The organism is Streptomyces sp. NPDC058741, assembly GCF_042746715.1.
In the GTDB taxonomy this organism is placed as follows: domain Bacteria; phylum Actinomycetota; class Actinomycetes; order Streptomycetales; family Streptomycetaceae; genus Streptomyces.
Genome location: NZ_JBHYQH010000005.1, coordinates 153,025 through 177,374 on the forward strand (window position 1 = coordinate 153,025; position 24,350 = coordinate 177,374).

Sequence of the window (24,350 nt, forward strand, 5' to 3'; positions counted from 1 at the left end):
CGTAGATCACGATTTCCTCGGGCAAGCGTAGGGGTATATAGTGCGCTCCTCAATCGAACAAGGAGGCTGCCCGGAGCGTGCGGGCAGGCCAAGAGAGCGGGTTGTGCGCCTGGCTCGGTTGGGGCGCTCGCGCGCGGTGCCGGGGTGAACGGTGGCCGACGGGCGCGTCCCGCCGCTTCTCATCCGCATGACCTTGGCGTGTGTGTCCCTGCTGACTCTCCAGCCTCCGGCGGGCTGAGGGAGACCCGCCCTGACTTGGTGCCGGAGTGGGCACCACGCCGCAGCGCGGTAGACGGTGTTGGCCGGCGAACCGCGACTGCGAACGTGCGAGTCGGATGCCGGCGGCTTTGTCGGCAGTCGCAGACGGCAGGCGAAGGCCAGCCGGCGCGAACCAAGGCCAAGACGGCGCCGATCTCCCTTCGCCCGGCAGCGCTCGGCGTCGGCGCGACGCTCTTGCGTAACGCCCTGGGAAGGCCGACCCGGTGGGTCGACCGCGTCCTGGAAGCGCTGCTCGGGCTGCCTGGTCGTGAATACAGGCGGCCGGTCGTGTGAAGTTGTGAGGCTGGGATTAGGGATGCGGCCTTTCGACGTGCGGGCAGGTGGTGGCGGTGGACTGTCAATGATCCGGAGGATCGCCGGTTTGGCCAACCGGCGATCCCGCGCTATGTTGCGCTGCCGTAGCGGTGAGCGCAGGAGAGCCAAGATCTCCTGAGTTGTTGGTTCAGAGCGGCCGCCGTTTGCGGATGGGCAGGATGCTCAGGGCCATGATGCTGCCGTCGTCCTGGAACGAGATCGGGTCGTTCCATTTCCCGGCTTCATGGGAGTCGCGCCGTTTGGAGTGGAGTTCGTAGGCCGCTTGCCGGTACTCCTCCACGCGGCCGGCTTTGATCAGTTCGTACAGTTCTGAGTCCATTCCGGAGAATGCCTCGATGCGTGCGGTCCCCATGCGGAAGACGTTGTCCGTGCCGACGAATTTCGTGTCGCCGACCTCGATGTCCGCGTCGTCGACGCTCGATGTTGCGGCGAAGGCGGGCACGTCGTAGTGCTCTCGCCCTTGGCGGGCGGTGAGATACCCGGCCGTGTATTTCCGTCCGCCCGAGAAAGCGGTCAGGCCGGCTGCTGCGGTACGGGCCAGGAGCTGGCCGAACCAGGCGAGATCGTCCTCGCCCACTTGGAAGCCGTCGGCCGTCCGCGCCCGTCGACCGTCGCGGGCAGGTATGCGAATGGCGTTGGGGTAGGGGATTCCGGGCTTGTCCCTGATCTCCTCGTCGGCGTCATTCAGGGCGCCGGGTATTCGGAGGGGGAGCAGAGCCTCGCCGGGGGATTGCAGCACATTGACCACGACTCCGCCCTGGCCCATGAGTTCGGTGGACAGCATCAAACAGGGCGTCGTGTTCCAGGGGCCGATCTGCATGCCCTCGGTCAGTTCTGCTCCCTTGACCAGTTGCTGGATCGTGGTGCTGCGGGTTCGGCCGGTGCGCTTGCTGGGCTTCTGGTGGTTTCCGCGGCAGGCCACGAAGGTGACTTTCGACGGCTCGCCGGGTTTCCATGCCTCGATGATGTAGTCGGGCCGGGGCCTTGAGCCCTTGTTCCGTTGGGAGACGCTCAGGGGCCAGCCGGCTCGCAGTACCGTGTTCGTATCGACGACCGAGACGATGTGGTCGGGGTAGCGCTGCTGCACGATGTGCTCCGCCACGGCGAGCCCGAAGCCGACGGCCAGCTCCCGGGCCTGCATGCCCTTATACCAGCTTTCGGAAGAGCGGCCCTTGTCGGTGAGATCCATGGCGCCGGCGCGATTGCCGTCCAGCGCCTCGCAGAACTTCAGGCTCAGCCAGTGTTCCGCCAGCCCGCGCCCCATTCCCTGGCCGGCCAGCACGTAGCCGCGGGCTACGGCATGCAGCACCTGCCACGGCGTCAGGTCAATGGACCGCCCGTGCTCGGCCAGCGCGACCGGCCGCAGGTCGGGCTTCCTGCGCGCTGCCTCCTGGCCCTTCTGTCGGCGCCGCTTGTCGATGGCCGCCGCCGCGGAGTCCACGTGCGCGGCCAGTTCTGTCGTCGAGTGGATGTGAACGCTCGTCGAGCGGCTGAGAGCGTTCAGGATCTGTCGCGCGGTTCTCGCCATGCATCCCCCACGGTGTCCGTGCTCGGGCTGGCCGGGAACGGTAGTTCGGGACATCGGGGCGCGTGCAAGTGCGCATAGTGCGGCAAGGACCACAACTGGCCACACCGGGACCAGGTATGACCAGTGGTGACGGAAGCCGGGTCGAACGTCCGACAATCCGCGCTCGTCAACATGACGCCGCTCGAGTGCCCTCTTGTGAGGGGATGTTGGTGTGGATGTGCCGGGCAGCCATTCTCCCGCCGATCAGAAGGAGGCGGGTATGGACCTGAACGAGCACCACGGCGTCGCATCTCAGCCCGAGCAGCCTGCGGACCGAACCCCGGCGCAGCCGCACGGCGGCAGCGCGGTCGCGGGCTTGGCCGGAGAGTTCGGGGCGGAGCTGGTGCGGGCCATCCGCGTGGGACTGGCCGAGGTGAGCAACTCCGGCCAGGGGGCACGGGGGCCGTCGCACATGAGCTGGTACTCCTTCGCGACCGAGTACGCGCGAGCCCATTGGCCAGGCCGGGCGGCGAAGACCCGGGACGAGGTCAGCGACGCGCTGACGGCCGTCACGATGGCGATGCTGGGGGACCTGCCGGGCCGGCCGAACGGGCACCTGCTGCGCCGTGCCCTGCGGCACTGGGCGTTCGTCACGCTCCGGCCCGGACAGGGGGAGATGTCGGCGCAGGACCGGCTGGTGCTGCAGTGGGTCGCCAAGGCATCCCGTCCCCTGGTGGATCTGCATGATCCGGTCCTGGCACGTGATGTGCTGGAGTCGCTGCGCCGCAAGCTGGACGGGAGTGAGGCGGCGGTGGAGACGATGCGCCGTAAGCGCAAGGTACTGGTGCACGCGCTGCATTACGCCGTGGAGCGGGGCGAGCTGGGCAGCCACCCGTTGAACAGGGTTCGCTGGCGGGTGCCTAAACCGGCGGTGGCGGTGGATCCGCGGGTGGTGGCCAACCCGTACCAGGCGCGGGATCTGCTGGACGCCGTCTCCTACGTGGGCGGCTACCGGAGGGCTCGGGGCCGTCGGCTGGTCGGGTTCTTCGCGGGCATGTACTACGCGGGCCTGCGTCCGGAGGAGGCGGTCGCGGTGGCGCTGCCGGACTGCCGGCTGCCCCGCACTGGGTGGGGGCGGCTGATCCTGCACCGTACTCGGCCGCAGGCGGGTAAACGGTGGACCGACACCGGCGAGTTCCATGATGAGCGCGGGCTGAAGAACCGCCCGCCCGGGGAGACGCGGGTGGTGCCGTTGCCTCCGCATCTGGTGGCGATGTGGAGGGAGCATGTTGCCACGTTCGGCACGGCCGACGATGGGCGGCTGTTCTTCACCGAGCAGGGCCGGGTCGTCAGCTACTCCACCTACCACCGGGTCTGGCGTGAGAGCCGTGACCTTGCCCTGTCTCCGGCGCTCACCAGCACGCCGCTCGCGAAGCGGCCGTACGATCTGCGGCATTCGGCGCTGTCCACGTGGCTGTGCGCGGGCGCGGACCCGGCCGAGGTCGCCCAGCGGGCCGGCAACAGTGTCGAGGTTCTGCTGTCCCGGTACGCGAAGTGCCTGTATGACCGGCAGTCCATCAACAACCAGCGCATCGAAGGGCTGTTGAGCTCCTACGACCAGCCGCCTGAGCCTGACCAGGCGCACGATTAGCCTGGGATCGCGGACATGGCGTGGGTGGGTACGCGGTCCGACCGTTGCGGCGTGCGCTCGCGTGCGTGCGCGTCCCCGACGGTTCCCCTGCGCATGTCCGTGGCTCGCGCTTGAGCCGCCGTCACATCTCCTGCCGTGCCGCAGGTGTAGCGGCGCGGACACGGAGCGGGGTTGATGTTCTGCACGACCGTTGCTCTTCTGGGTGATGCGGTGATCTACTGCATGCTCCGAAGTGGCTTATGGGGGAACTGTGCGAACAGGCCATTTTGCCGTGTATCGAGGGTTCAGCGCTGTGCGCCAGCGCGCACGAGGCAGCCGTGACTCTCGCGCCTGCTGACGGCGGCCGTCGGAGCAGGCGCGGGTTCGCCTACCAGGATGCCGTCACGTTGCTGGACTGCCTGGACATGCTCGAAGGGCGGTGGACGGCGGTCTCGTGGGAGGACCTGGAGGACATCCTGTGTCATCGGGATGGCGCCCCCGTATACCGGCAGGTCAAGACGATCGAGGAAGCCGGTACGCGGCACAGTATCGCCAACGTTTGCAAGCCGGAGGAAAAGAAGGCCGCAGACAGCAGCTATCTGGGCAAGCTGTTCCTGGGCAAGCCGCTGCCGGACGGCACACGGTTCACCTTCATCGTCAACGAGACGCCCCAGCGGGACCTGTATGCGTTCGTCGCGGAACGTGATCGTCCTCGCGGCCCGGTGAGCGCGGACGCCCGCGCGGACATCGTCAAGAGGCTCAGCGGGGTGCAACTGCCAGACGGCAGGGACATCGGATGGTGTGTCGACCGCCTGGACGTCCTGGTGGAGGCGCGCACCATCGACCAGGTCGAGGCCGAGGCCATGGCGCGACTGGCGCCACTGGTGGAAGCGTGCCTGGGCGAGAAACCGCTGTACGAGGAAGTCGAGGAGGTCATGATCTGGCTGATCTCCAAGTACATAGCCCGCAGCGCCCTTGAGTTGCGACCGACAACCTTCACCGCGGACGACTTCGGCCGGGCCCTGGACGACAGCGTGCGCAGAGCAACCGGGCGACGGCGAGACGGTTCCACCGAACTGTTGATGAAACTCAAGCTCAAGCTGCGAGCTGCCGAAATACCGGAGCCCGAGGCGGAAGCCCAGCACGATGCCATGCTCGCCTACCGTCGGACCTACCGCGCCAGTGTCGGCACCCGGCGCCGCGCGTACGACGACCTGGCCGATCAGATCAACGCCATCTGCACGCTCACGATGGCGAAACGACGCGCCGGACGCCTCGCCGCCGGCTCAGCGGCGTACTTCGAGACGCTTGTGGCCGTGAGCGAGCTGCCCGAGGTGACCAGCCGGCAGTTCACCCTCGCCGAGGCCCACGCAGTGCTTTCCGACATCACGGCACGCTGCCAGAACAGGTACGCCGATGCCTCATAAGATCGGCAGCAGCGTGGTGCCCCCGCTGTATCGCGCCTGGGACCCGGACGACTCCCCTGACTTCCACGCAACACGGCTCCTGCTGCTCATCTACCTCTGCGGCGAGGAGCCCGGCCCCTATATCGAGGGACGGACGAAGTTCGCCAAACTTGATTTCTTCGTGCGCTATCCAGGATTCCTGGAGCGGGCCCACGCCGCGATGCCGGAAGCCGTCGATACCGAAACCGCGTTTCTCGCCCGTGACCCGTCCGAAGTCGAGGCACCGATGATCCGCTACCGCTACGGACCCTGGGACCAGCGCTACCGGCAATTCCTCGCCTTCCTCGTCTCTCGGGACCTCGTGACCATCACCACCCACCGGGTCGAACGAGTGAAACTCAAAGCCGCCGGCAAGAGGACCGCACAACGCCTTACCGAGGCCCCTCAGTTCCAGCCACTGGTCCGGCGCTGTCAGGCTATGCGAGGAAATCTGGCTGCCATGTCGGGCACCGACCTGAAGAACCTGATCTACGACCTGTTCCCAGACGAGGTCGGCAACGCGCCCTTCCGCCAGGAGATCCGGCCATGACAAAACCCGTGACCGCCCACCCCGACCGCGGGATCAGGATCGACTCCGTCAAGCTCGTCCACAACACCGCAGAAATCGACGAGTATGCCTTCGGAACCGGCATGCTGAACATCCTCAGCGGGCCCCGCAACAGCTCCAAGACCACCACGCTGAAGGTCATCGACTACTGCTTCGGCGACCGCGGCGGGATGATCGATGCTCTCGGTGCCGCCGTCTCCGACGAGTACATCGAGGTCTCCACCGCGATCCGGCTCAACGGCCACCCCCGCACCCTGACTCGTCTCCTCCAGCACGGGCGTATGAACAAGGTGTACGCCGACGGAGACGAGCTGACCGACGCCGACTTCTCCGACTGGATCCTGCGCGAACTGGGCTGGCCCAACCTGCGCATCCCCAAGGGTCTCCACCCGGCCACGGCCAGTGAACTGACGCCCTTGTCCTTCCGGAACCTGCTGCGCCACTTCTACCGCAACGAGGAGTCCTGGACGAGCTTCGCCAACAAGGAGCAGGAATTCATCCGGCGCGGCGTCGTCAGCATGCTCCTCGGCTTTGCCGGCTCCCGCTACGACACCAAGGAGTTCGCCGTCGCCCAGGCCAGGCGGCGCCTTGCCGAAGCCCAGGCAGTGGAGCGGGACGTGCAGGACAGCACATTGCAGGCCGTCACCGCCATCTCCGAACGGCTCCGCATTCCCGTCGCCCGCACCCTCGACCAGGTAGCGACCGCACGGGAAGAGGTCACCGCTCAACTGCACGCGGTTCGCCAACGACGTCATGAACTGACGCGCGAGATCAACAGCCTCCTGCAGGGAACGTCCACCACCGAGACGGCAGCCGGATACGACTCGTCACTGACGAGCGCCTACGAAGACATATCCAGGCGGTTGCAACTGGCGGTCGACGAGGTCGTCGCGCTCGAACAACTCAGCAACGAACACGCCTACTCCGCCCAGACGGTCACCTCGGAAGTGACCCGCATGGAACGCCTCATCGCCTCCGTGGAGACCTTCGACGCCCTCCCCGTACGACTCTGCCCAGCATGCGAACAACGCGTGGACCCGCACCGAGAGCATGGCGAAGACGCCTGCTACCTGTGCTTCCAACCGGTCGACGACGACCAGCGCCGCCGACGGGCACACGTGGAGATCCGGTCACTCAAGTCAGAACTTGCCGACCTGGAAGATGTCACCGCCCGCACCGCCGCCGATCTGCAGACGGCCCGCACCCGCCGAGCAGACCTTCAAAGCGAACAGGCACGGCTCGCGCATCGCATCAACGAAGAACGCGCCGCGCAGCTGGCCCCCTTCATGGCCAGCCTCGAAAACCTCGCCGCCCAGATCGCCCAGCTCGAACAGAAGATGACAGCCTTTCCCGCCATCGAGGAGATCCTCCAACGCCGCGCCGTAGCCAGCCAGGCCGTCGCCGCTGCACAACAAGCCGTCGACGCACTCGCCCAAGAGCCCGCCGCAGTTGCCACAGCTACGCTCACTTCCGTCGAACGATGCGCCCTGTTCGCCGAGCGAATGAACGAATTCCTGCACCGCTACCGCGAACGCGGCTGGGTCAAGGGCGCCATCACCATCAACGACAGTGACCTCACTTTCTACGTCGGCACTCGCCCCTGGGACCAAGCCCTGGGGGCAGAGACGAAGGTGCTCTTCTTCCTGGCTTACAGCTACGCCACCCTGTTCCTGGCCTCTGACCTCGACGAAGGAGCAGCAGCCCCCGGCCTGCTGCTCCTGGACAACCCCTACCAGCAGGGCATCGGCACCACTGTGGTCGACGACGTCCTGCAGGATCTGGCAAACGCGGCCCAGGCCACGGGCACCCAGATCATCAGCACCCAAGCCGTTCCGGTGCCACGCGACCCGGCCACCATCCGGCAAATCCATATGCCCAAGGAGTACGAAGCGCCGTAGGTAGACACCCTCACTCCCGGTGTAACGGATCCCAAGGTGGATCTTGAACGGGCGTCGCAGAGAGCGGCCATGACTCAGCCATAAGTCGAGAGCAGGATCAGACTTTGATGACGGTGGCGTGCCCACCGCACAGCGCGGTCAGGTCCTCGGGATCCGAGGTGAGGATCGTGGCCGGCCCGGGGGCGGCGAGGGCGGTGGCGCTGAGCATGGCGTCGATGGCGTACTTGTGGCCGTGCAGGCCGGCGTCGGCGAGGAGGGCGGCGGCGTGGCGGGCGATGGGCTCGGTGACCGGTTCGACGACGAGGCGCGAGAGCGTCCACTCCAGGGCGGGGCGGTTGATCCGCGGGTGGACGACTTCCACCAGGGTGGCCGCGGAGGTGATCACCCGCAGGTCGTCGGCTCGGGCGAGGGCGAGCCAGGCGGTGACCGTGCGGTCGCGGAGGACGGCCTTGGCCAGTCCCTCGCTGTCCAGTACGAGGGTGCCGCCGGGGGTGGCGGGGGAGCGGGTCACGCGGCGTTCGCTCCGCCCGTCGCCTGGTTGTCGCGGGCCTGGTGGAGCTGGTCGCGCAGGGCCTGGATCTCCTCGTCGGTGACGGGGCCGTGTTCGGCTTCGGCGACGGTGATGAGTTCGTTGAGGTTGTCGCGTTCGATCTGGCGGGCGACGGCGGCGGCGACATAGGCGGACAGGCCGGAGGGGCCGCTGCGGGCCTTGGCGGCTTCGGCGATGTCGCGCGGCATGGTGATCGAGTACTTGCCGGTAGGTTCACTCATGCTACCTATCCTACCGCTCATCCTCCCACCTGTGTGTGCGGAACTCGGACCCGACCGTACGGGGCCGGGCGGCCACCGGCCCGCCGGTGATCCGTCCCTGTGTGAGTCCCCAGACGACCTGGCGCCCCGGCCGGGGGAGACGGACTACGGCGTGTTCAGGGCCGACAGCCGGCCGCTGGCCCAGGGGTAGGACGCCCATCCCTGGACGAGGACCGGGTTCAGGGAGTTCTCGTGCCCGTTCAGGCACTCGTTGAGGGCCCAGGTGGAGCGTTGGGGGTCGGCCGTCCGTTCCAGGAGCAGAGAGCTGGGGGTGGTGTCGGTCAGGGTCACCAGGCGTTCGACTTCGTGGGCCGCGACGACCGTGGTCGGGACATCGACGGTGGGCAGCCCGAGGTGGGGCAGGTTGGCGTTGGCGACGGGGAACGGCTCAAGGGTGACGATCAGCGCCTGGCGTGGCCGGTCGGCCGCCGGCGAATGCCGGATGGCGCTGGTCGATCTGGGCCGACGCGGCGTTGACCTGGCGGTAGGCGCGGGCCAGTTTGCTGTCGGTCTCGGCGACTCCGAGTTCCAGGCCGAGCCGGGCGTTCTCGGTCGGCATCATGGACTTGACCTCCACGAGCAGCACCAGGTCGTCGAAGACGACGATCCAGTCGACGCTCTGCAGTTCGTTCCGCTTGACCCGGTACGTGATCTCCGAGACCACGTCGGCGTCCGGTATCAGGCGGAGCTGGCGGCCGACGTACTCCTCGAAGAGGTAGCCGGTCTCCTGCAGGAAGTCGGGTCCGAAGTGCTCGCGTCCTGTGTGGTAGATGCCAGACGGGGTCGCTTTGCGCCAGACCAGCTGGGGCGAGGGACACAGCAGGCCAGGTCCGAAGCCGGTGACCGCCGGCCGGCCCAGCAGCGGGTTGTAGGTGAAGCGGCGCAGCTGTGCCGCTGTGCCGCCAGCCACCCTCGCCAGGTTCCGCGTGGCCTGGTTCTCGGCTGCCTTGATAGAGGCCACGTCGGTGGCGAAGTGCCGTTCGACGACGCGCAGGACGGTGTCCCGGCTGACGGTGCGGTTGAAGTTCTCCCCGTCCGGGCCGTCGTAGAGCGCGGGATCGAAACGCCCTGTGTTGAACAGCGCACATCCCCACAGCAGTTGTGCGGTGCCGACGTAGTCGGGCAGCGGGCAGCCGAACACCTCGGTGTCCCAGCCGGGGACCATGCAGCGGGGCTGGCGGTGTGCGGGGAACGGAGTGTGAAGGTACAGCGCCGCCGTACGGGCCAGGCTGAAGAACTCCGGTGCCTGGAAGGCCACATCTGCTCGCCGCCCAGGCGCATCATGAAGTCCCTCAGGCGGACCGGGCCCTCGTCGGTGCCGTGAAGGGTCGGTTCCTTCAGGCTGGAGTACGCGGCCAGGATCTCCAGCAGGTCGCGTTCGGTGGCCTCGGAGCGCAGGTGCTCGGTTCCGTAGGCCAGGCTGACGCGGGCCGCGTCAGCCAGCGCCCAGGGCGTGTACTTCATTGAGGGGCTTTTTAGCCACGGCTGTGGCTGCTCGGGCGAGCTGTAGCGGGCCGCCGCCGCAGCGATCAGGGGCAGCAGTGAGCTGGGACGGTGCCGCCGGATGCGCTGGCGGTATTCGTCCTCCGTCACCAGCCGGTCATACAGGTACGCAGCCATTCCGCCATGATCCTCGCTGCGGAGGGAATGATCGAGTGGTTTCTCCTGGGCCAGCGCTGAACGTGCGTATACTCCCGGCCGCGTCCGATTGCTCTGGATTGCCCTCTCTCGCACCTTGGCGTCGCGGATTTGGCGGGCAAGCTCGGTGCGGAGCTGGTGCGGGCCATCCGCGTCGGCCTGGCCCAGAGCAGCAGCTCCCCTCACGGCTCCCGGGGTCGCAGCCGAGCTGGTACGCCGGCGCGACTGAATGCGCCCGGGCACACTGGCTTGGGCGGGCAGCGAAGAGCGTTCAGTATTGCTCGGTCTCGACGAACCTCGTGTCCGCGTCGTTGGTGGCGAAGGTGTCGACCGCGGCCGTGGGGTCGAATCCGGGCGGGCTGTCCTTGAGGCCCAGGCCCAGTCCGGCCAGCTTCGCCTTGACCTCGTCGATGGACTTCGCACCGAAGTTACGGATGTCCATCAGGTCCGCCTCGGAACGCGCCAGAAGCTCACCCACCGAGTGGACGCCCTCACGTTTGAGGCAGTTGTACGAACGGACGGTGAGTTCGAGCTCCTCGATCGGCAGCGCCAGATCAGCGGCAAGGGCGGCGTCCGTGGGGGACGGGCCCATGTCGATGCCCTCGGCCTCGATGTTCAGCTCGCGGGCGAGACCGAACAGCTCGACCAGGGTCTTACCGGCGGAGGCCATGGCGTCACGCGGACGCATCGCCTGCTTGGTCTCGACGTCGACGATCAGCTTGTCGAAGTCGGTACGCTGCTCGACACGCGTGGCCTCGACCTTGTACGTGACCTTCAGAACCGGCGAATAGATCGAGTCGACCGGGATGCGCCCGATCTCCTGGCCGACCTGCTTGTTCTGCACGGCGGAGACGTAACCGCGGCCGCGCTCGACCGTCAGCTCCATCTCCAGCTTGCCCTTGCCGTTGAGCGTGGCGAGGACGAGGTCGGGGTTGTGGACCTCGACACCGGCCGGGGGCGCGATGTCGGCGGCGGTGACCAGACCCGGGCCCTGCTTGCGCAGGTACATCACGACCGGGCTCGTCGTGCTCCGAGGAGACGACCAGCTGCTTGATGTTGAGGATCAGGTCGGTGACGTCCTCCTTGACGCCCGGCACGGTGGTGAACTCGTGCAGGACACCGTCGATGCGGATGGACGTGACCGCCGCACCCGGGATCGAGGAGAAGAGCGTGCGGCGAAGGGAGTTGCCGAGGGTGTAGCCGAAGCCCGGCTCCAGCGGCTCGATCACGAACCGGGAGCGGAACTCGTCGACGACCTCTTCGGTCAACGAAGGACGCTGAGCAATCAGCACGAGGTATTGCCTCCAGTGTTTGGCGCCCGCTATGTGACGCCGTAGACACCACGAGGGTACGTGCGATACGGGCGGTCGTTCACCGCACCTGATGGCTGAAGGCGCGCACCAGCTGATGGCCCTGGTGCTCGACCGGTACGAGGCGGTTATGAAGTAGACCCCGGCTCGCATCGTGGTCCAGGCTCTTGGGCAGCGCGGGACCCAGTCAGAAGTCAGCCCGCCCCACGACGGAGGTCCGTTCGACGGTCCCGATCAAAGCAAAGTCAGGGCCTCTGTACGCCCTGCGCGGGGTCAGCGCTGTGCTGGGAGGCCGATGCCGTCGAGAAGCCCGTCCGGAGCGTCCAGGGCGTTTCGCGCCCGCTCTGCGAAGGCTGAAAGCTTCTTTTTGAGTTCGGAGGCAGCCATCGACGCCGCTCGCGAGCGTTGGCCAAGTGCTGGATCGTCGTACGCGCGCTTGGCGTGGATCAAGGAATATGACCTGGCGTTGTGTGTGGCGGTGGTCGCAAGTTCCACGATGGCCGCGACCAGGTCTGCGATGCCGCGTGGTCCTTCGACCATGACGATGGGGCCGGTGGCGCGCACTACCGGCAGGAGCGCGGATACCTCCTGCCACGCGGTGCCGAGTTCTTCCGAAGAGTGGTCTCCCCGGACGGAGGCGTAGGCCATGGACGAAAGACGTCCCAGAGCTTCCTGGTGGGCCGTGATGGCCTCAAGGAATCTGCTGTATACCTCGCGTCGCCCCTGACGTCGCCATTGCGAGTGCTGACTGCGTCCCTGAGACCGTCCCCGTCAGGGCGGCTGCCCTGGTGTCCCGCCTGCTCCGAGGAGTCCTCCCACGGCTGTACCCAGCAGGGCAGCCACCCCAGTGTCCATCGCTGCACCTTCGCATTCGTCAGGGTGCGAGCGCCACGAGGGCTTCGCAGAGGGTGGTGGTGTCGTCGAGCGCCTGGCGGCACATTTCGCCGGTGACGACGAGGCGCTGCCCGACGCGGGCAGTGGACGCGGGGACTCTGGCCAGGTATCGCGCGTCCACGACCCCGTCGTTGTGCGTGAAGACGTGGCGGGTCGCCCAGGTCTCCGTCAGCCGCTGCCAGGTCGCGGGCCCGACAGCGGTGCGGATGTCCGCGTGTCCGGTGGCGACGAACAGGTCCGCTGTGTCGTCGAGACGCTGGAAGACGTTGCCCTTGCCCTTGAGGTGGTCCTCCGCATTGGGCATGGCCGCGCGGAAGGTGGCGGAGGCAAGCGACTCGACGGCGCCCACCATGTTCTCGATGGTGTCCACCCAGTTGCGGGTGAAGACCCCTTGCTCGCGCAGCGGCGCTTTGGCTTCGGGCGGTAGGGCCTCCAAGGCGTCCAGTCGCGCCTTGTCGGCCTCGAGGGCGTCGAACGCCACGGAGCCGGCGGGGAGTTGTCCGCAGACTGGGCAGTACCGGTGTTCCCCGAAGACCGCATACCGGCCCTGGCAGCCGGGGCAGGTGCGGATGCGGGCGAGGCGTTCTTCGCTGATGCCTGGCAGGGGACGGGGGTAGTAGGGCTGCGACCGATAGGTGATTGACACCCCGCTCCCTCGGGAGCTTCGGCGGGACAGGCCGCTGAAGGCGCGGTTCAGTTCCCGGCTCACGATCTGCATGCCGAGGTCGCCCACGGCCTGCATGAGGCGTTCGCGCTGCTGGGCGGTCACGAACTCGGAGTGCTCGGCGTGGTGGCCGCAGTAGACGCACCACAGGGTGAGGTCGTCGGGCAGCGCCTCGTACTGCTGCGCGTCCATGCGGAAGAGCAGCGAGCAGGCCGGGCACTGGCGTCCGAGGAAGCCGTCTTCGTCGAGCGGGATGCTGATCCGCATCTCGTACGCATCACGTTGGCGGCCGACGATTTCTGCGCCCTCGGCCATTCTGAAGTTGCGGTGGTCGCGCATGAGGTCGATTGTGCCGCCGGGCACTGACAGTGGGCCCTGGTCATGGACGAACCGTCGGACAGGAGACGATGCGGACACATGGCGGCAGACCCAGACTCCGGGCCTTCCCGCTCCGGAGGCAACAGGCTGCGGCCCAAGAAACCGGTGCGGATGGCCGACCCCGATCCGGCGGACACGGGAGTGCGGGGGTGTGACGCTTCGGGCGGCCGGGACGCTGGAGCAGGTGGACCGTATGCAAAGGTCCCGTGATGCCCGTTCCTCCCCTCGTTAGCGGGTACGCCCGTATCCGAGGCAGGTAGGTGCTCTCCCCCGTCACCTGCCTTCCCCGCGTGGCCATGACATAGTCGAGCTTCGGCGCGCCGCCGCGGTGGTCCCGGTTGGCGCGACGGCTGAGCGAACGTCATCGCGCCCTCTCAAAATCGGCGCCTTCCCCCAGCGTGGACGAGCCGGTGGCTCTCGCCCCGTGCGAGGCACCACCGGACCAACGTCCGGTATCAGAGGCCGGGTGCGAAGCTGTCACCGAACTGGTGATTTGTGACGTTCTGCGACTGGTGTGCCGGTCGGTCGACCCGGATGCCGCGGGCGGCAACAGGGGTTTGAGCAGCGCCGGAAGATCAGTCCCCTGACACTGTCTCCTTGGGACCGTTGCCGGTGTGGCGCTTGTCGCGAGCGTATATGACGGCAGTCTTTCCGCCGCCGGGTGTGCGGCGGTCCATCTCGAACAGAGTGGTGGCGGCCAGGAGGTCGCTCAGCTTGGTGTAGCCGTACGTGCGGGAGTCGAAGTCGGAGCGCTGCTTGGTGATGATGTGGCCGACGTTCGCGAGGTGGGCCCAGCCGTCGTCGTCGGAGGCTGCCTCCACTGCTTGACGAAGGAGGTTGACCAGCGCGGTGTCGCCCTTCAGCTTGACCGCCGTGGCTCGCGCGGCCGGTTTCGCCTCAGCCGGGGCGGTGGCGCTCTTGAGATTCTCGATGTAAAGGAACTTGTCGCACGCCGCGACGAACGGCTTAGGGGTCTTGCGTTCTCCGAATCCGTATACAGTCAGGCCGGACTCGCGGATGCGGGCCGCGAGGCGGGTGAAGTCGCTGTCGCTGGAGACGATGCAGAACCCGTCGAAGCGCCCCGAGTACAGCAGGTCCATGGCGTCTATGACCATGGCGGAGTCGGTGGCGTTCTTTCCGGTGGTGTAGGCGAACTGCTGGATCGGCTGGATCGACTGGGCGAGCAACTGGTCCTTCCAGCCCTTCAGCTGAGTTCCGGTCCAGTCGCCGTAGGCCCGCTTGACGTGCGCGGTGCCGTACTTGGCGACCTCTGCCAGCAGCTCCTCCAGAGCCGAGGGCTTGGCGTTGTCGGCGTCGATCAATACCGCCAGTTTCGCAGTGCTCTCCACAGCACCCGACGGTAGCGCAGACGATCTCGCAGTCGCGGAGGAGTCACCGAGTCCAAGCCAAGCCCAACGCCCTGCGGCGCAGGGAACCGCACCAGCCCTTTTCGACCGCCCGTTACGTCGACGGCCACTGTTTCCAGAGCTACGCGAGCCTGAGGGGTGCCCGACGGTCCGTCGCGCCGAGGCGCCGGCGAGTTCCGCTACGAGTCCTGCTGAGATCGGTTCGGCAGCAGTTCCTGATGGCGCAGGATCAGCATGTCGGCGACGAGGCACGTGACCTCCCCGTCGGCGTCCCGGCCGATCCACACCGGGTAGGAGCCGTCTCCCATGCCGCTTGGGTAGACGATGAGGTTGCCGCCGGACTCCGGGTCGTCGAGGACGACGATGCCGTCGGGGCTGTCGTCGTCCGGGACAGTGTTCTCTCCGCCGGTGAGCCTGTCGGCCGCCGCGGCGTCGACGAAGCAGCCGGCGCCTGTGTCCACGCCGAATCCGTAGAACTCGCCGTCGCGCAGCGTCCGCGGGTCCTCCCCGAGACGCAGCGCCAGCTCCCAAGTCGCCGTGGGTTTGCCGGAGATGAGGATGCGCGCGGCGGTGAAATCCTGCATGTCCAGTGTCTTGCCCCAGTGCTCGGTCCGGTAGGCCGCAGTCGCGATCTGCATGCGGTAGCTGCCGGGCGGTACGGCCACCGTGAACGGCTCGCCGGGATCCAGCCAACCCGGATCGCAGGCGACGATCCGACCGGTCGGCAGCCGTAGCGATCCTGCGTCGACGACGCGCTCGACGACATACGGGCCGGTGGCCTGGGTGTCCGGTGGGGTGAAGCGGGTGCCGGGCGTGAACATCTCGTCGAGGTAGCTCGGGCGCAGGGGGCTGGGCGGACACCACCCGGGGGCGGTGGCATGACCGTGCTCCCGGTCTTCCGCCGGACCGTCCTGGGGAGGACGTTGTACCGGTGCGTCCCGCAGGGAGACGCCGGATACGTGCCCGTCGGTCGCCATGGCCACCGCCCACGCCCAGTCGCCAAATGCGGGAGCTGGCGCCCAGCGCTTTTCGTCCGGAACATCGGCCAGGGTGTGCAGCGAGCCGCCCCGATCCCCTTCGGTTCGGACACCTTCCGGCCCCTGCCGTCCGGGTAGAGGTCGATGAGCACGCGCCCCGCGCGGTCTGCGAACTCCGCCATGTCGTCGCTGTCGTACCTCCACTGAGCGATGTGGCGGAGGAGGAGCCGATCGGGTTCCAAGCGGCGCAGATCGAGTTCACGGGTGCGACGGCCCTGATCGTCGTACGCCCACACGCCCAGGTAGTCGTGCGCCCAGGCGATGGTCAGCACGGCGACCGGCTGCGGGCGCCCTCGCTCGCGCAGCACCACGGCGTACCGCTCGCCCGTAGCGTCCCGGTTCGCGGCGTGCTCCCGGCTGATGGGACCAAGGACCATGCGGGAGGCGGCGTCCCAGCCCTCCCCGTACGTCACGTCAATGATCACGCTGATCTCAGCGCCGGGGAGGGCGGCCCTGTCACAGCCGTGCTCGCGTCTTCCGGCCACGCGGTGCATCGGTGCAGGCGCACCGTGGCGCCGGCTGGGTGTCCGCCTTGCTTGCTGCGGATCCGTCGGGTGCGAAGTCCGGCCCTGGCGTGTCCGTGCCGGTCGTTACTCTTCCGCCGTTGCCAACATACGAAGCCATGGGGACAGGCCCTCCTATACGCGGCGGGATCTACTGCAGCGCTGGAGTGACGAATGGCTCGACTCGCGCCCTGTGAGGCTGCTGTCAACACTCCAAGCCGAAGCGGCAACGACCCACCAGACCGTTTGCGTTTCCATGTGCCGTCAGTCACATAAAGGCAGGCCATGCGCGATGTTCGAAGGAAAGCGACCCCATGGTTCCCGCGACGCGGCTCGGCCGACATTTGCTGGGGAGCGAGGTCGCTGAATGCCTAGCGGTGAGTCGTTGACCTGCGGAAATCGACCTGTGGAATGGGTTATCCACAAGCCGTGGCGCAGCGCCTTCCTCGAAAAGAGCAACGGTCAAAAGACCGTGTGCGTTTTGATGTGAACGCAAAAACTCCCGACCTGTATTTCTGCAGGTCAGGAGTTCTTTCCCGGAGTGCCCCCGGCAGGATTCGAACCTGCGCACACGGCTCCGGAGGCCGTTGCTCTATCCCCTGAGCTACGGGGGCGTGTCGGCCGGAGAGCTGTTGCTCGCGGCGACGGGTAGAACACTACCAGCTCCCTCGAGGTGGTCATGAACGGGTTTCCGCTGCCGGGGAGGGGGTGTGAGTCCCTCGTGCGGGGTGGAAGTGGGGAAAACCCGGACGCGGTGGCCGGGGTCGACCTACTCTCGAGTTGTGCCAGGCGCGTCGGGCCGGGTGCTTGTTGTGGACGACAACAAGGTCATCCGGCAGCTGATCAGGGTCAACCTCGAGCTTGAGGGGCTGGAGGTCGTGACCGCGGCTGATGGTGCCGAGTGTCTAGATGTCGTTCGTCAGGTACGGCCTGATGTCGTGACCCTCGACGTGGTCATGCCCCGGCTCGACGGGCTCAGGACCGCCGCCCGGCTGCGAGCCGACCCGCTGACCCGGGACCTGCCCCTGGCGATCGTCAGCGCGTGCAGTCACCCCGAGGTCGAGGCCGGGCTCGAGGTCGGGGTGGACGCCTTCCTGTCCAAGCCCTTCGAGCCGGCCGAACTGGTCCTCATGGTGCAGCAGTTGCTGGAGCGGGCACGGCGGGGTGGGCGGCAGGAGGGCGGCGATGCCGAGGGCGGTGACGACAGCGGCAGCGGAAGCCACGCAGCGGTTGCCGCCCCGACTGATCCGTCGGAATCCATAGCCTCTGCCGGTGGCCAAGCGCCCACTTTTGCCGGTGGCGACGCACCGCCGCTCGACCAGCCCGTCCTGCCCTAGTTGCACGTACGCGCCGTCCGTCAGCCGGCCGCCGCTCCAGTAGTTCCACGCACCACTCCACCTCGTCCACCCCACCCGTCCACATCTCGGACCCTCCTCCAAACCGGCTCGCGTTCCCACCCCCCTCCTCCCATACGCTGGTGCCCGTGACCCCCGCCGAGCTCTCCCGCACCGTGCTGCACGCCGTGCGTCGCGCTGTCGACGACGGGGTGCTCAACGTGACCGTGCCGGAGCGGGCCGTGGTGACTCCACCCGCGCCCGGAGGGTGTGGTGACTACGCCACCAATGTCGCCCTCCAGCTGGCCCGCCCCGCGGGGCAGCCGGCCCAGCACGTCGCCGAGATCCTTCGCGCGCGGCTGCTCGACGAGTGGTGCGTCAGGGACGTCGTCGTCACCGGGCCCGGGTTTCTCAACCTCAGCCTGGAGAGCGACGCCTCCGTCGGCCTGGTCGAGGAGATCCTGCGGCGCGGGCGGCGCTACGGGCACGCCGTCGGGTTCAGCGGGAACATCGCCCACATGCGGTGCCCGGCGGAGGTCCGGGCCGTCGTGACGGCGGACGCCCTCGCCCGTGCGCTGCGCAGTCAGGGCGACTTCGTCCGGGTCGAGTGCACCGGCGGGCTCCCTGCGGAGGCGGAGTGGGAGTCCGTCCTCGGCGTGGACTTCAGCGGCCGAGAGCACGTGGACTTCACCGGCCGCGGGTCCCGTACCTTCGCCGACCTGCGGATCGATCTGCGGCCCGTTCCCGCCCCGGCCGATCCGGTCCCCCTCGGCCGTGACGCCGCACGCTGGGCCCTGCTGCACCCCGCTCCCCACGACCGTCCCCGGATCACCGCCGATCACCTGGTCCAGCGGGAGGCCAACCCCCTCTTCCGCGTCCGGTACGCCCACGCCCGCACCCGGGCCCTCCTGCGCAACGCCGACGACCTCGGCCTCCACCCCGAGCCCGGCCCCGTACCCAACACTCACACCCCCCCACCGCTCTCCAGCCCCGCACCCGACACAAACACCCCCGTCCTGCTCCCCCTCCTCGCCGACCACCCCCGGATCCTGGCCGCCACCGCCACCCACCGCAGCCCCGACCGTCTCGCCCGGCATCTGGTCGCCGTCGCCGATGCCACGCTGCCGCTGCTGTCCGCCGTGCTGCCCGTCGGGGAGGACAAACCCTCGGCCGCCCATCGTGCCCGGCTCGCGCTCGCCGAAGCCGCCGGGGCGGTGCTGGCCGGTGGCCTGTCCCTGCTCGGCATCGACGCACCCGAACACCTCTGAGAGCCAAGAAGAGGCACACGAAACCATGAGCCGTTCCGCACATCCCGCCGGGCCCCGTCACGCCGATGTCCTGCCCGAGGGGCACTACTCCGCCCCGCCCGCCGACCTCAACGCGCTCGACCCCAAGGTGTGGGCGCAAACCGTCACGCGTGACGAGGACGGTGTCCTCACCGTCGGGGGCATCCCGGTCACGCGGCTCGCCGAGGAGTTCGGCACCCCGGCGTACGTCCTGGACGAGACCGACTTCCGGGCCCGCGCGCGGGCGTGGCGCACCGCCTTCGGGACCGATGCCGACGTCTACTACGCCGGCAAGGCGTTCCTCTCCCGTGCCGTCGTGCGCTGGCTGCACGAGGAGGGGCTGAACGTGGACGTGTGCTCCGGCGGTGAGCTGGGCACCGCGCTGTCCGCCGGCATGCCCGCCGAGCGCGTCGCCTTCCACGGCAACAACAAGTCCGTCGAGGAGATCACCCGGGCCGTCGAGGCCGGGGTCGGACACATCGTGCTCGACTCCTTCCAGGAGATCGTGCGCGTCGCCCACATCGCGCAGGGCCTGGGCAGGCGGCAGAAGGTCCTCATCCGGATCACCGTGGGTGTGGAGGCCCACACCCACGAGTTCATCGCCACGGCCCACGAGGACCAGAAGTTCGGCATTCCGCTGGCCGGTGGTCAGGCCGCCGAGGCCGTGCGGCGGGCGCTGCAGCTCGACGGTCTGGAGCTCGTCGGCATCCACAGCCACATCGGGTCGCAGATCTTCGACATGTCCGGGTTCGAGGTCGCCGCGCACCGGGTGGTCGGCCTGTTGAAGGACATCCGCGACGAGCACGGGATCGAGCTGCCGGAGATCGACCTCGGCGGCGGGCTCGGGATCGCGTACACCAGTGACGACGACCCCCGCGAGCCGCACGAGATCGCCAAGGCGCTCAGCGAGATCGTCGGCCGCGAGTGCGAGGCGGCCAGGCTGCGCACGCCCCGCATCTCCGTCGAGCCGGGGCGTGCCATCGTCGGCCCGACCGCCTTCACGCTCTACGAGGTCGGCACCACCAAGCCCCTCGACGGGCTGCGCACCTACGTCTCCGTCGACGGCGGCATGTCGGACAACATCCGTACCGCGCTCTACGACGCCGAGTACAGCGTGGCGCTGGTCTCCCGCACCTCCGACGCCGCGCCGATGCTCGCCCGGGTCGTCGGCAAGCACTGCGAGAGCGGGGACATCGTGGTGAAGGACGCGTTCCTGCCGGCCGACCTGGCACCGGGTGACCTCCTCGCCGTGCCCGCCACGGGCGCCTACTGCCGGTCCATGGCCAGCAACTACAACCACGTGCTGCGGCCGCCGGTCGTGGCCGTGCGCGACCGCGAGGCGCGGGTCATCGTCCGCCGGGAGACGGAGGAGGACCTCCTGCGTCTGGACGTCGGCTGAGGGACGCCGGGCGGCCGGCGGGAGCGGGTGGAAGATCTCCTGTCCTCCACCCGCGTACAAATGAAATAGACATCTCACGATCCGGACCAGGGGCAGAAAGTCCCGTTCGGTGGGTGAGACTGGTTGCACCGTAGACGGTCATGAGGAAACGAGGTCGGATGATGCGTACGCGTCCGCTGAAGGTGGCGCTGCTGGGCTGTGGAGTGGTCGGCTCAGAGGTGGCGCGCATCATGACGACGCACGCCGACGACCTCACGGCCCGCATCGGCGCCCCGGTGGAGCTGGCGGGCGTGGCCGTGCGCAGGCCCGACAAGGTCCGCGAGGGCATCGACCCCGCCCTCGTCACCACGGACGCCACCGCCCTCGTCAAACGCGGCGACATCGACGTCGTGGTGGAGGTGATCGGCGGCATCGAGCCCGCGCGCACCCTCATCACCGCCGCCTTCGAGCACGGCGCCTCCGTCGTCTCCGCCAACAAGGCGCTGCTCGCCCAGGACGGCGCCGCCCTGCACGCCGCCGCCGGGGAGCACGGCAAGGACCTCTACTACGAGGCCGCCGTCGCCGGTGCCATCCCGCTGATCCGGCCGCTGCGCGAGTCCCTCGCCGGCGACAAGATCAACCGGGTGATGGGCATCGTCAACGGCACCACCAACTTCATCCTCGACAAGATGGACTCCACAGGCGCCGGCTACCAGGAGGCCCTCGACGAGGCCACCGCCCTCGGGTACGCCGAGGCGGACCCGACCGCCGACGTCGAGGGCTTCGACGCCGCCGCCAAGGCCGCGATCCTCGCCGGCATCGCCTTCCACACACGCGTGCGCCTCGACGACGTCTACCGGGAGGGCATGACCGAGGTGACCGCCGCCGACTTCGCCTCCGCCAAGGGGATGGGCTGCACCATCAAGCTGCTCGCCATCTGCGAGCGGGCCGCGGACGGCGGGTCCGTCACCGCGCGCGTGCACCCGGCGATGATCCCGCTGAGCCACCCGCTGGCCTCCGTGCGCGGCGCCTACAACGCGGTGTTCGTCGAGTCCGACGCCGCCGGGCAGCTCATGTTCTACGGCCCCGGAGCGGGCGGTTCCCCGACGGCCTCGGCCGTCCTCGGCGACCTGGTCGCCGTCTGCCGCAACCGGCTCGACGGCGCGACCGGACCGGGTGAGTCCGCCTACGCCGCCCTGCCGGTGTCCCCGATGGGCGACGTCGTCACGCGCTACCACATCAGCCTCGACGTGGCCGACAAACCGGGTGTTCTCGCCCAGGTCGCCACCGTCTTCGCCGAGCACGGAGTCTCGATCGACACGGTTCGCCAGTCGGGGAAGGACGGCGAGGCCTCCCTCGTCGTCGTCACGCACCGCGCGTCCGACGCGGCCCTCACCGGGACCGTCGAGGCGTTGCGCAAGCTCGACACCGTGCGTGGTGTCGCCAGCATCATGCGGGTTGAAGGAGAGTAACCAGCAATGACCCACCAGTGGCGCGGAATCATCGAGGAGTACCGGGACCGGCTGCCGGTATCCGACAGCACGCCGGTCGTGACGCTCCGTGAGGGCGGTACGCCCCTCGTGCCCGCGCAGGTGCTCTCCGAGCGCACGGGCTGCGAGGTCCACCTCAAGGTGGAGGGCGCCAACCCGACCGGTTCCTTCAAGGACCGCGGCATGACCATGGCCATCACGCGGGCCAAGGAGGAGGGCGCGAAGGCCGTCATCTGCGCCTCCACCGGCAACACCTCCGCCTCCGCCGCCGCGTACGCGGTGCGGGCCGGGATGGTCTGCGCCGTGCTCGTGCCGCAGGGCAAGATCGCGCTCGGCAAGATGGGCCAGGCCCTCGTGCACGGCGCGAGGATCCTCCAGGTCGACGGCAACTTCGACGACTGCCTCACCCTCGCCCGCGCCCTGAGCGACAACTACCCGGTGGCGCTGGTCAATTCGGTCAACCCGGTACGTATCGAAGGGCAGAAGACGGCCGCGTTCGAGATCGTGGACATGCTCGGCGACGCGCCCGACATCCACGTCCTGCCAGTCGGCAACGCGGGCAACATCACGGCCTACTGGAAGGGCTACCGGGAGTACGCCGCCGACGGCGTCGCCTCCCGGACGCCCCGGATGTGGGGCTTCCAGGCCTCCGGCAGCGCCCCGATCGTGCGCGGCGAGATCGTCAAGGACCCCTCGACCATCGCCACCGCCATCCGCATCGGAAACCCGGCCTCGTGGAGCTACGCGCTCGCCGCGCGCGACGAGTCGGGCGGTCTCATCGACGAGGTGACGGACCGTGAGATCCTCCGCGCCTACCGGCTGTTGGCCGCGCAGGAGGGCGTCTTCGTCGAGCCCGCGTCCGCGGCGTCGGTGGCCGGTCTGCTGAAGGCCGCCGAGCAGGGCAAGGTCGACCCGGGCCAGCGGATCGTCTGCACGGTCACCGGCAACGGCCTGAAGGACCCCGACTGGGCGGTCGCCGGAGCCCCGCAGCCGGTCACCGTCCCCGTCGACGCGGCGGCCGCGGCGGAGCGCCTGGGTCTCGCCTGAGGGCGCCCGGGGCCGTCCTGACGTGCGTCGACACGCCCAGCGCCGGGGACATGCCCGGCACGGTCCGGCGTAAGACGGCGCTCGACCGGGGATGATCCCTACGGCGGATGCACAGGGGGCTTACGACACGCATCGTGCGCCTCCTGTGCGCCCTATGTCGCCGCGGAACCTTCCTTCGATAGGCTGTACTGAACCCGCCCGCCGCATATGCCTCCGCCCGGAACGCGGTGCCGCGCCGTCTCCGCGGCCGGGACAGCGGCCGGCCCGTCCGGTCGGCAGCGGCCCCGAGGGTTCTCGTACACCATCGAATGTCCATCGAACGTCATTCGACAATTTCGCAGCTCAAGGAGAGTCATCGAGCGATGGCCGGTCCAGCGTTCCGCGCCGCCGCCGTCCGGGTGCGCGTCCCCGCCACCAGCGCCAACCTCGGCCCGGGCTTCGACGCCCTGGGCCTCGCGCTGGGTCTGTACGACGACGTGGTCGTCCGGGTGGCCGACTCCGGGCTGCACATCGACATCGCGGGTGAGGGCAGCGAGACGCTCCCGCGCGACGAGCAGCACCTTCTCGTACGTTCCCTGCGCGCCGCCTTCGATCTGCTGGGCGGGCAGCCGCGCGGCCTGGAGATCGTCTGCGCCAACCGCATCCCGCACGGCCGGGGCCTCGGTTCCTCCTCGGCCGCCATCTGCGCCGGCATCGTCGCCGCCCGGGCCGTGACCATAGGCGCCGAGGCCAAGCTCGACGACGCGGTGCTGCTGGAGCTCGCCACGGAGATCGAGGGACACCCCGACAACGTCGCGGCGTGTCTGCTCGGCGGCTTCACGCTCTCCTGGATGGAGGGCGGCGCGGCCCGCGCGATCAGGATGGACCCCGCCGATTCCATCGTTCCGGTGGTGTTCGTCCCCGGAAAGCCGGTACTCACCGAGACGGCGCGGGGGCTGCTCCCGCGCACCGTTCCGCATGTCGACGCGGCCACCAACGCCGGCCGGGCCGCCCTGCTGGTCGAGGCCATGACCCGGCGTCCCGAACTGCTGCTGCCGGCCACCGAGGACCGTCTGCACCAGGAGTACCGGGCCCCGGCCATGCCCGAGAGCGCGGCGCTCGTGGAGCGGCTGCGGGCCGAGGGCATCCCGGCCGTCATCTCCGGCGCGGGGCCGACGGTCATGGCGCTGGCCGACGCGGGCACCGCCGGCAAGGTCGAGGCCCTGGCCGGTGGCGACTGGGCCGCGAACCGGCTGGGCCTGGACGTGCAGGGTGCGAGCGTGCTGCCGCTCGCGACCTCCCATGACGTGTGAAAGCGCGCGGTTGCCGGATTTCGAGAGGGGGAATGTTTGTTGGATCCGGTAGTGTTAATCTCAAGTCTGCACCCGACCCCACCATGGCGAGGTGCCTCGTGTCCCCGTCCGGGACAGACATTCTTCCGGGAGCTCCCCAAGCCGCACTGCGTCCCGTACGTCGGACCGTACGCCGTACAAGGACACTGAGCGGTTCGCAGGGCACGCTCCGGAACCGGTGCGACCACGCCGCGTGACACTGACACTGGGTGTCACGGCTCAAGGAAGCGCCATCACCAGA

19 protein-coding genes, 1 tRNA gene and 1 pseudogene are annotated in these 24,350 nt (G+C 68.6%); 10 read left to right on the plus strand and 11 right to left on the minus strand.

Annotation, left to right across the window (positions count from 1 at the left end; translation table 11 throughout):
- Positions 1-721 precede the first annotated feature (721 nt).
- Positions 722-2,122 (minus strand): hypothetical protein, encoded by a 1,401-nt coding sequence (locus tag ACFW6P_RS06150; RefSeq protein ID WP_386352176.1) that lies wholly within the window; start codon positions 2,120-2,122, stop codon positions 722-724.
- 211 nt (positions 2,123-2,333) lie between these two features.
- On the opposite strand from ACFW6P_RS06150, the gene ACFW6P_RS06155 reads away from it, so the two are divergent.
- The 4 genes from ACFW6P_RS06155 to ACFW6P_RS06170 all read left to right on the plus strand — a co-directional run bounded on the left by ACFW6P_RS06155 (position 2,334) and on the right by ACFW6P_RS06170 (position 7,642).
- Positions 2,334-3,752: a tyrosine-type recombinase/integrase gene (locus ACFW6P_RS06155; RefSeq protein WP_386423028.1), complete on the plus strand. Its 1,419-nt coding sequence runs from the start codon at positions 2,334-2,336 to the stop codon at positions 3,750-3,752.
- A gap of 317 nt (positions 3,753-4,069) precedes the next feature.
- On the plus strand, positions 4,070-5,158 hold the full coding sequence (locus ACFW6P_RS06160; protein ID WP_187645617.1) for a dsDNA nuclease domain-containing protein: 1,089 nt from the start codon (positions 4,070-4,072) through the stop codon (positions 5,156-5,158).
- Complete coding sequence (locus ACFW6P_RS06165) at positions 5,148-5,726, plus strand: hypothetical protein (RefSeq protein ID WP_149182613.1); 579 nt, start codon at positions 5,148-5,150, stop codon at positions 5,724-5,726. Before ACFW6P_RS06160 ends, ACFW6P_RS06165 begins: the two co-directional genes overlap by 11 nt.
- Positions 5,723-7,642, plus strand: a complete 1,920-nt coding sequence (locus tag ACFW6P_RS06170) for a hypothetical protein (RefSeq protein WP_386352187.1) — start codon at positions 5,723-5,725, stop codon at positions 7,640-7,642. The genes ACFW6P_RS06165 and ACFW6P_RS06170 overlap by 4 nt, the downstream gene beginning before the upstream one ends.
- Positions 7,643-7,739: 97 nt before the next feature.
- Here ACFW6P_RS06170 and ACFW6P_RS06175 read toward each other — a convergent pair whose 3' ends face one another.
- From ACFW6P_RS06175 to ACFW6P_RS06220, 10 genes and pseudogenes are all read right to left on the minus strand, one after another.
- The gene (locus ACFW6P_RS06175; RefSeq protein ID WP_149182615.1) at positions 7,740-8,153 is read right to left on the minus strand and encodes a PIN domain-containing protein; all 414 of its coding nucleotides are present in this window, start codon (positions 8,151-8,153) and stop codon (positions 7,740-7,742) included.
- Complete coding sequence (locus ACFW6P_RS06180; RefSeq protein WP_149182616.1) at positions 8,150-8,413, minus strand: CopG family transcriptional regulator; 264 nt, start codon at positions 8,411-8,413, stop codon at positions 8,150-8,152. Before ACFW6P_RS06180 ends, ACFW6P_RS06175 begins: the two co-directional genes overlap by 4 nt.
- A 144-nt stretch (positions 8,414-8,557) precedes the next feature.
- Positions 8,558-8,743, minus strand: a complete 186-nt coding sequence (locus ACFW6P_RS06185) for a hypothetical protein (RefSeq protein WP_386352193.1) — start codon at positions 8,741-8,743, stop codon at positions 8,558-8,560.
- Positions 8,744-8,840: 97 nt separating this feature from the next.
- On the minus strand, positions 8,841-9,710 hold the full coding sequence (locus ACFW6P_RS06190; RefSeq protein ID WP_386423031.1) for a hypothetical protein: 870 nt from the start codon (positions 9,708-9,710) through the stop codon (positions 8,841-8,843).
- A 651-nt stretch (positions 9,711-10,361) separates the two neighbouring features.
- Positions 10,362-11,382, minus strand: a pseudogene (locus ACFW6P_RS06195) (DNA-directed RNA polymerase subunit alpha).
- A 291-nt stretch (positions 11,383-11,673) separates the two neighbouring features.
- Positions 11,674-12,048, minus strand: coding sequence for a hypothetical protein (locus ACFW6P_RS06200; protein ID WP_386423033.1), 375 nt, complete (start codon positions 12,046-12,048; stop codon positions 11,674-11,676).
- 226 nt (positions 12,049-12,274) lie between these two features.
- Complete coding sequence (locus ACFW6P_RS06205) at positions 12,275-13,297, minus strand: hypothetical protein (RefSeq protein ID WP_386352202.1); 1,023 nt, start codon at positions 13,295-13,297, stop codon at positions 12,275-12,277.
- A 614-nt stretch (positions 13,298-13,911) separates the two neighbouring features.
- A complete protein-coding gene (locus tag ACFW6P_RS06210) occupies positions 13,912-14,685 on the minus strand; it encodes an NYN domain-containing protein (protein WP_149182621.1) in 774 nt (257 codons plus the stop codon).
- A gap of 197 nt (positions 14,686-14,882) precedes the next feature.
- Entirely contained in the window at positions 14,883-15,524 is a 642-nt protein-coding gene (locus ACFW6P_RS06215) for a DUF4241 domain-containing protein (RefSeq protein WP_386352206.1), read from the minus strand.
- 1,261 nt (positions 15,525-16,785) lie between these two features.
- A tRNA-Arg gene (locus ACFW6P_RS06220) sits at positions 16,786-16,857 on the minus strand.
- 120 nt (positions 16,858-16,977) lie between these two features.
- Between ACFW6P_RS06220 and ACFW6P_RS06225 the strand changes: the two genes are divergently transcribed.
- The 6 genes from ACFW6P_RS06225 to thrB all read left to right on the plus strand — a co-directional run bounded on the left by ACFW6P_RS06225 (position 16,978) and on the right by thrB (position 24,070).
- Positions 16,978-17,580 carry a response regulator gene (locus ACFW6P_RS06225; protein ID WP_386352431.1) on the plus strand — a complete coding sequence of 201 codons (603 nt, stop codon included), beginning with the start codon at positions 16,978-16,980 and terminating at the stop codon, positions 17,578-17,580.
- A 146-nt stretch (positions 17,581-17,726) separates the two neighbouring features.
- A complete protein-coding gene (gene nrtL / locus ACFW6P_RS06230) occupies positions 17,727-18,845 on the plus strand; it encodes an ArgS-related anticodon-binding protein NrtL (RefSeq protein WP_386423035.1) in 1,119 nt (372 codons plus the stop codon).
- Positions 18,846-18,870: 25 nt separating this feature from the next.
- Positions 18,871-20,262, plus strand: a complete 1,392-nt coding sequence (lysA, locus tag ACFW6P_RS06235; protein WP_386423037.1) for a diaminopimelate decarboxylase — start codon at positions 18,871-18,873, stop codon at positions 20,260-20,262.
- Positions 20,263-20,420: 158 nt separating this feature from the next.
- The gene (locus ACFW6P_RS06240; RefSeq protein WP_386352215.1) at positions 20,421-21,713 is read left to right on the plus strand and encodes a homoserine dehydrogenase; all 1,293 of its coding nucleotides are present in this window, start codon (positions 20,421-20,423) and stop codon (positions 21,711-21,713) included.
- A 6-nt stretch (positions 21,714-21,719) separates the two neighbouring features.
- On the plus strand, positions 21,720-22,778 hold the full coding sequence (thrC, locus tag ACFW6P_RS06245; protein ID WP_386352217.1) for a threonine synthase: 1,059 nt from the start codon (positions 21,720-21,722) through the stop codon (positions 22,776-22,778).
- Positions 22,779-23,140: 362 nt separating this feature from the next.
- Positions 23,141-24,070 carry a homoserine kinase gene (gene thrB, locus ACFW6P_RS06250; RefSeq protein WP_386352220.1) on the plus strand — a complete coding sequence of 310 codons (930 nt, stop codon included), beginning with the start codon at positions 23,141-23,143 and terminating at the stop codon, positions 24,068-24,070.
- Positions 24,071-24,350: the final 280 nt, after the last annotated feature.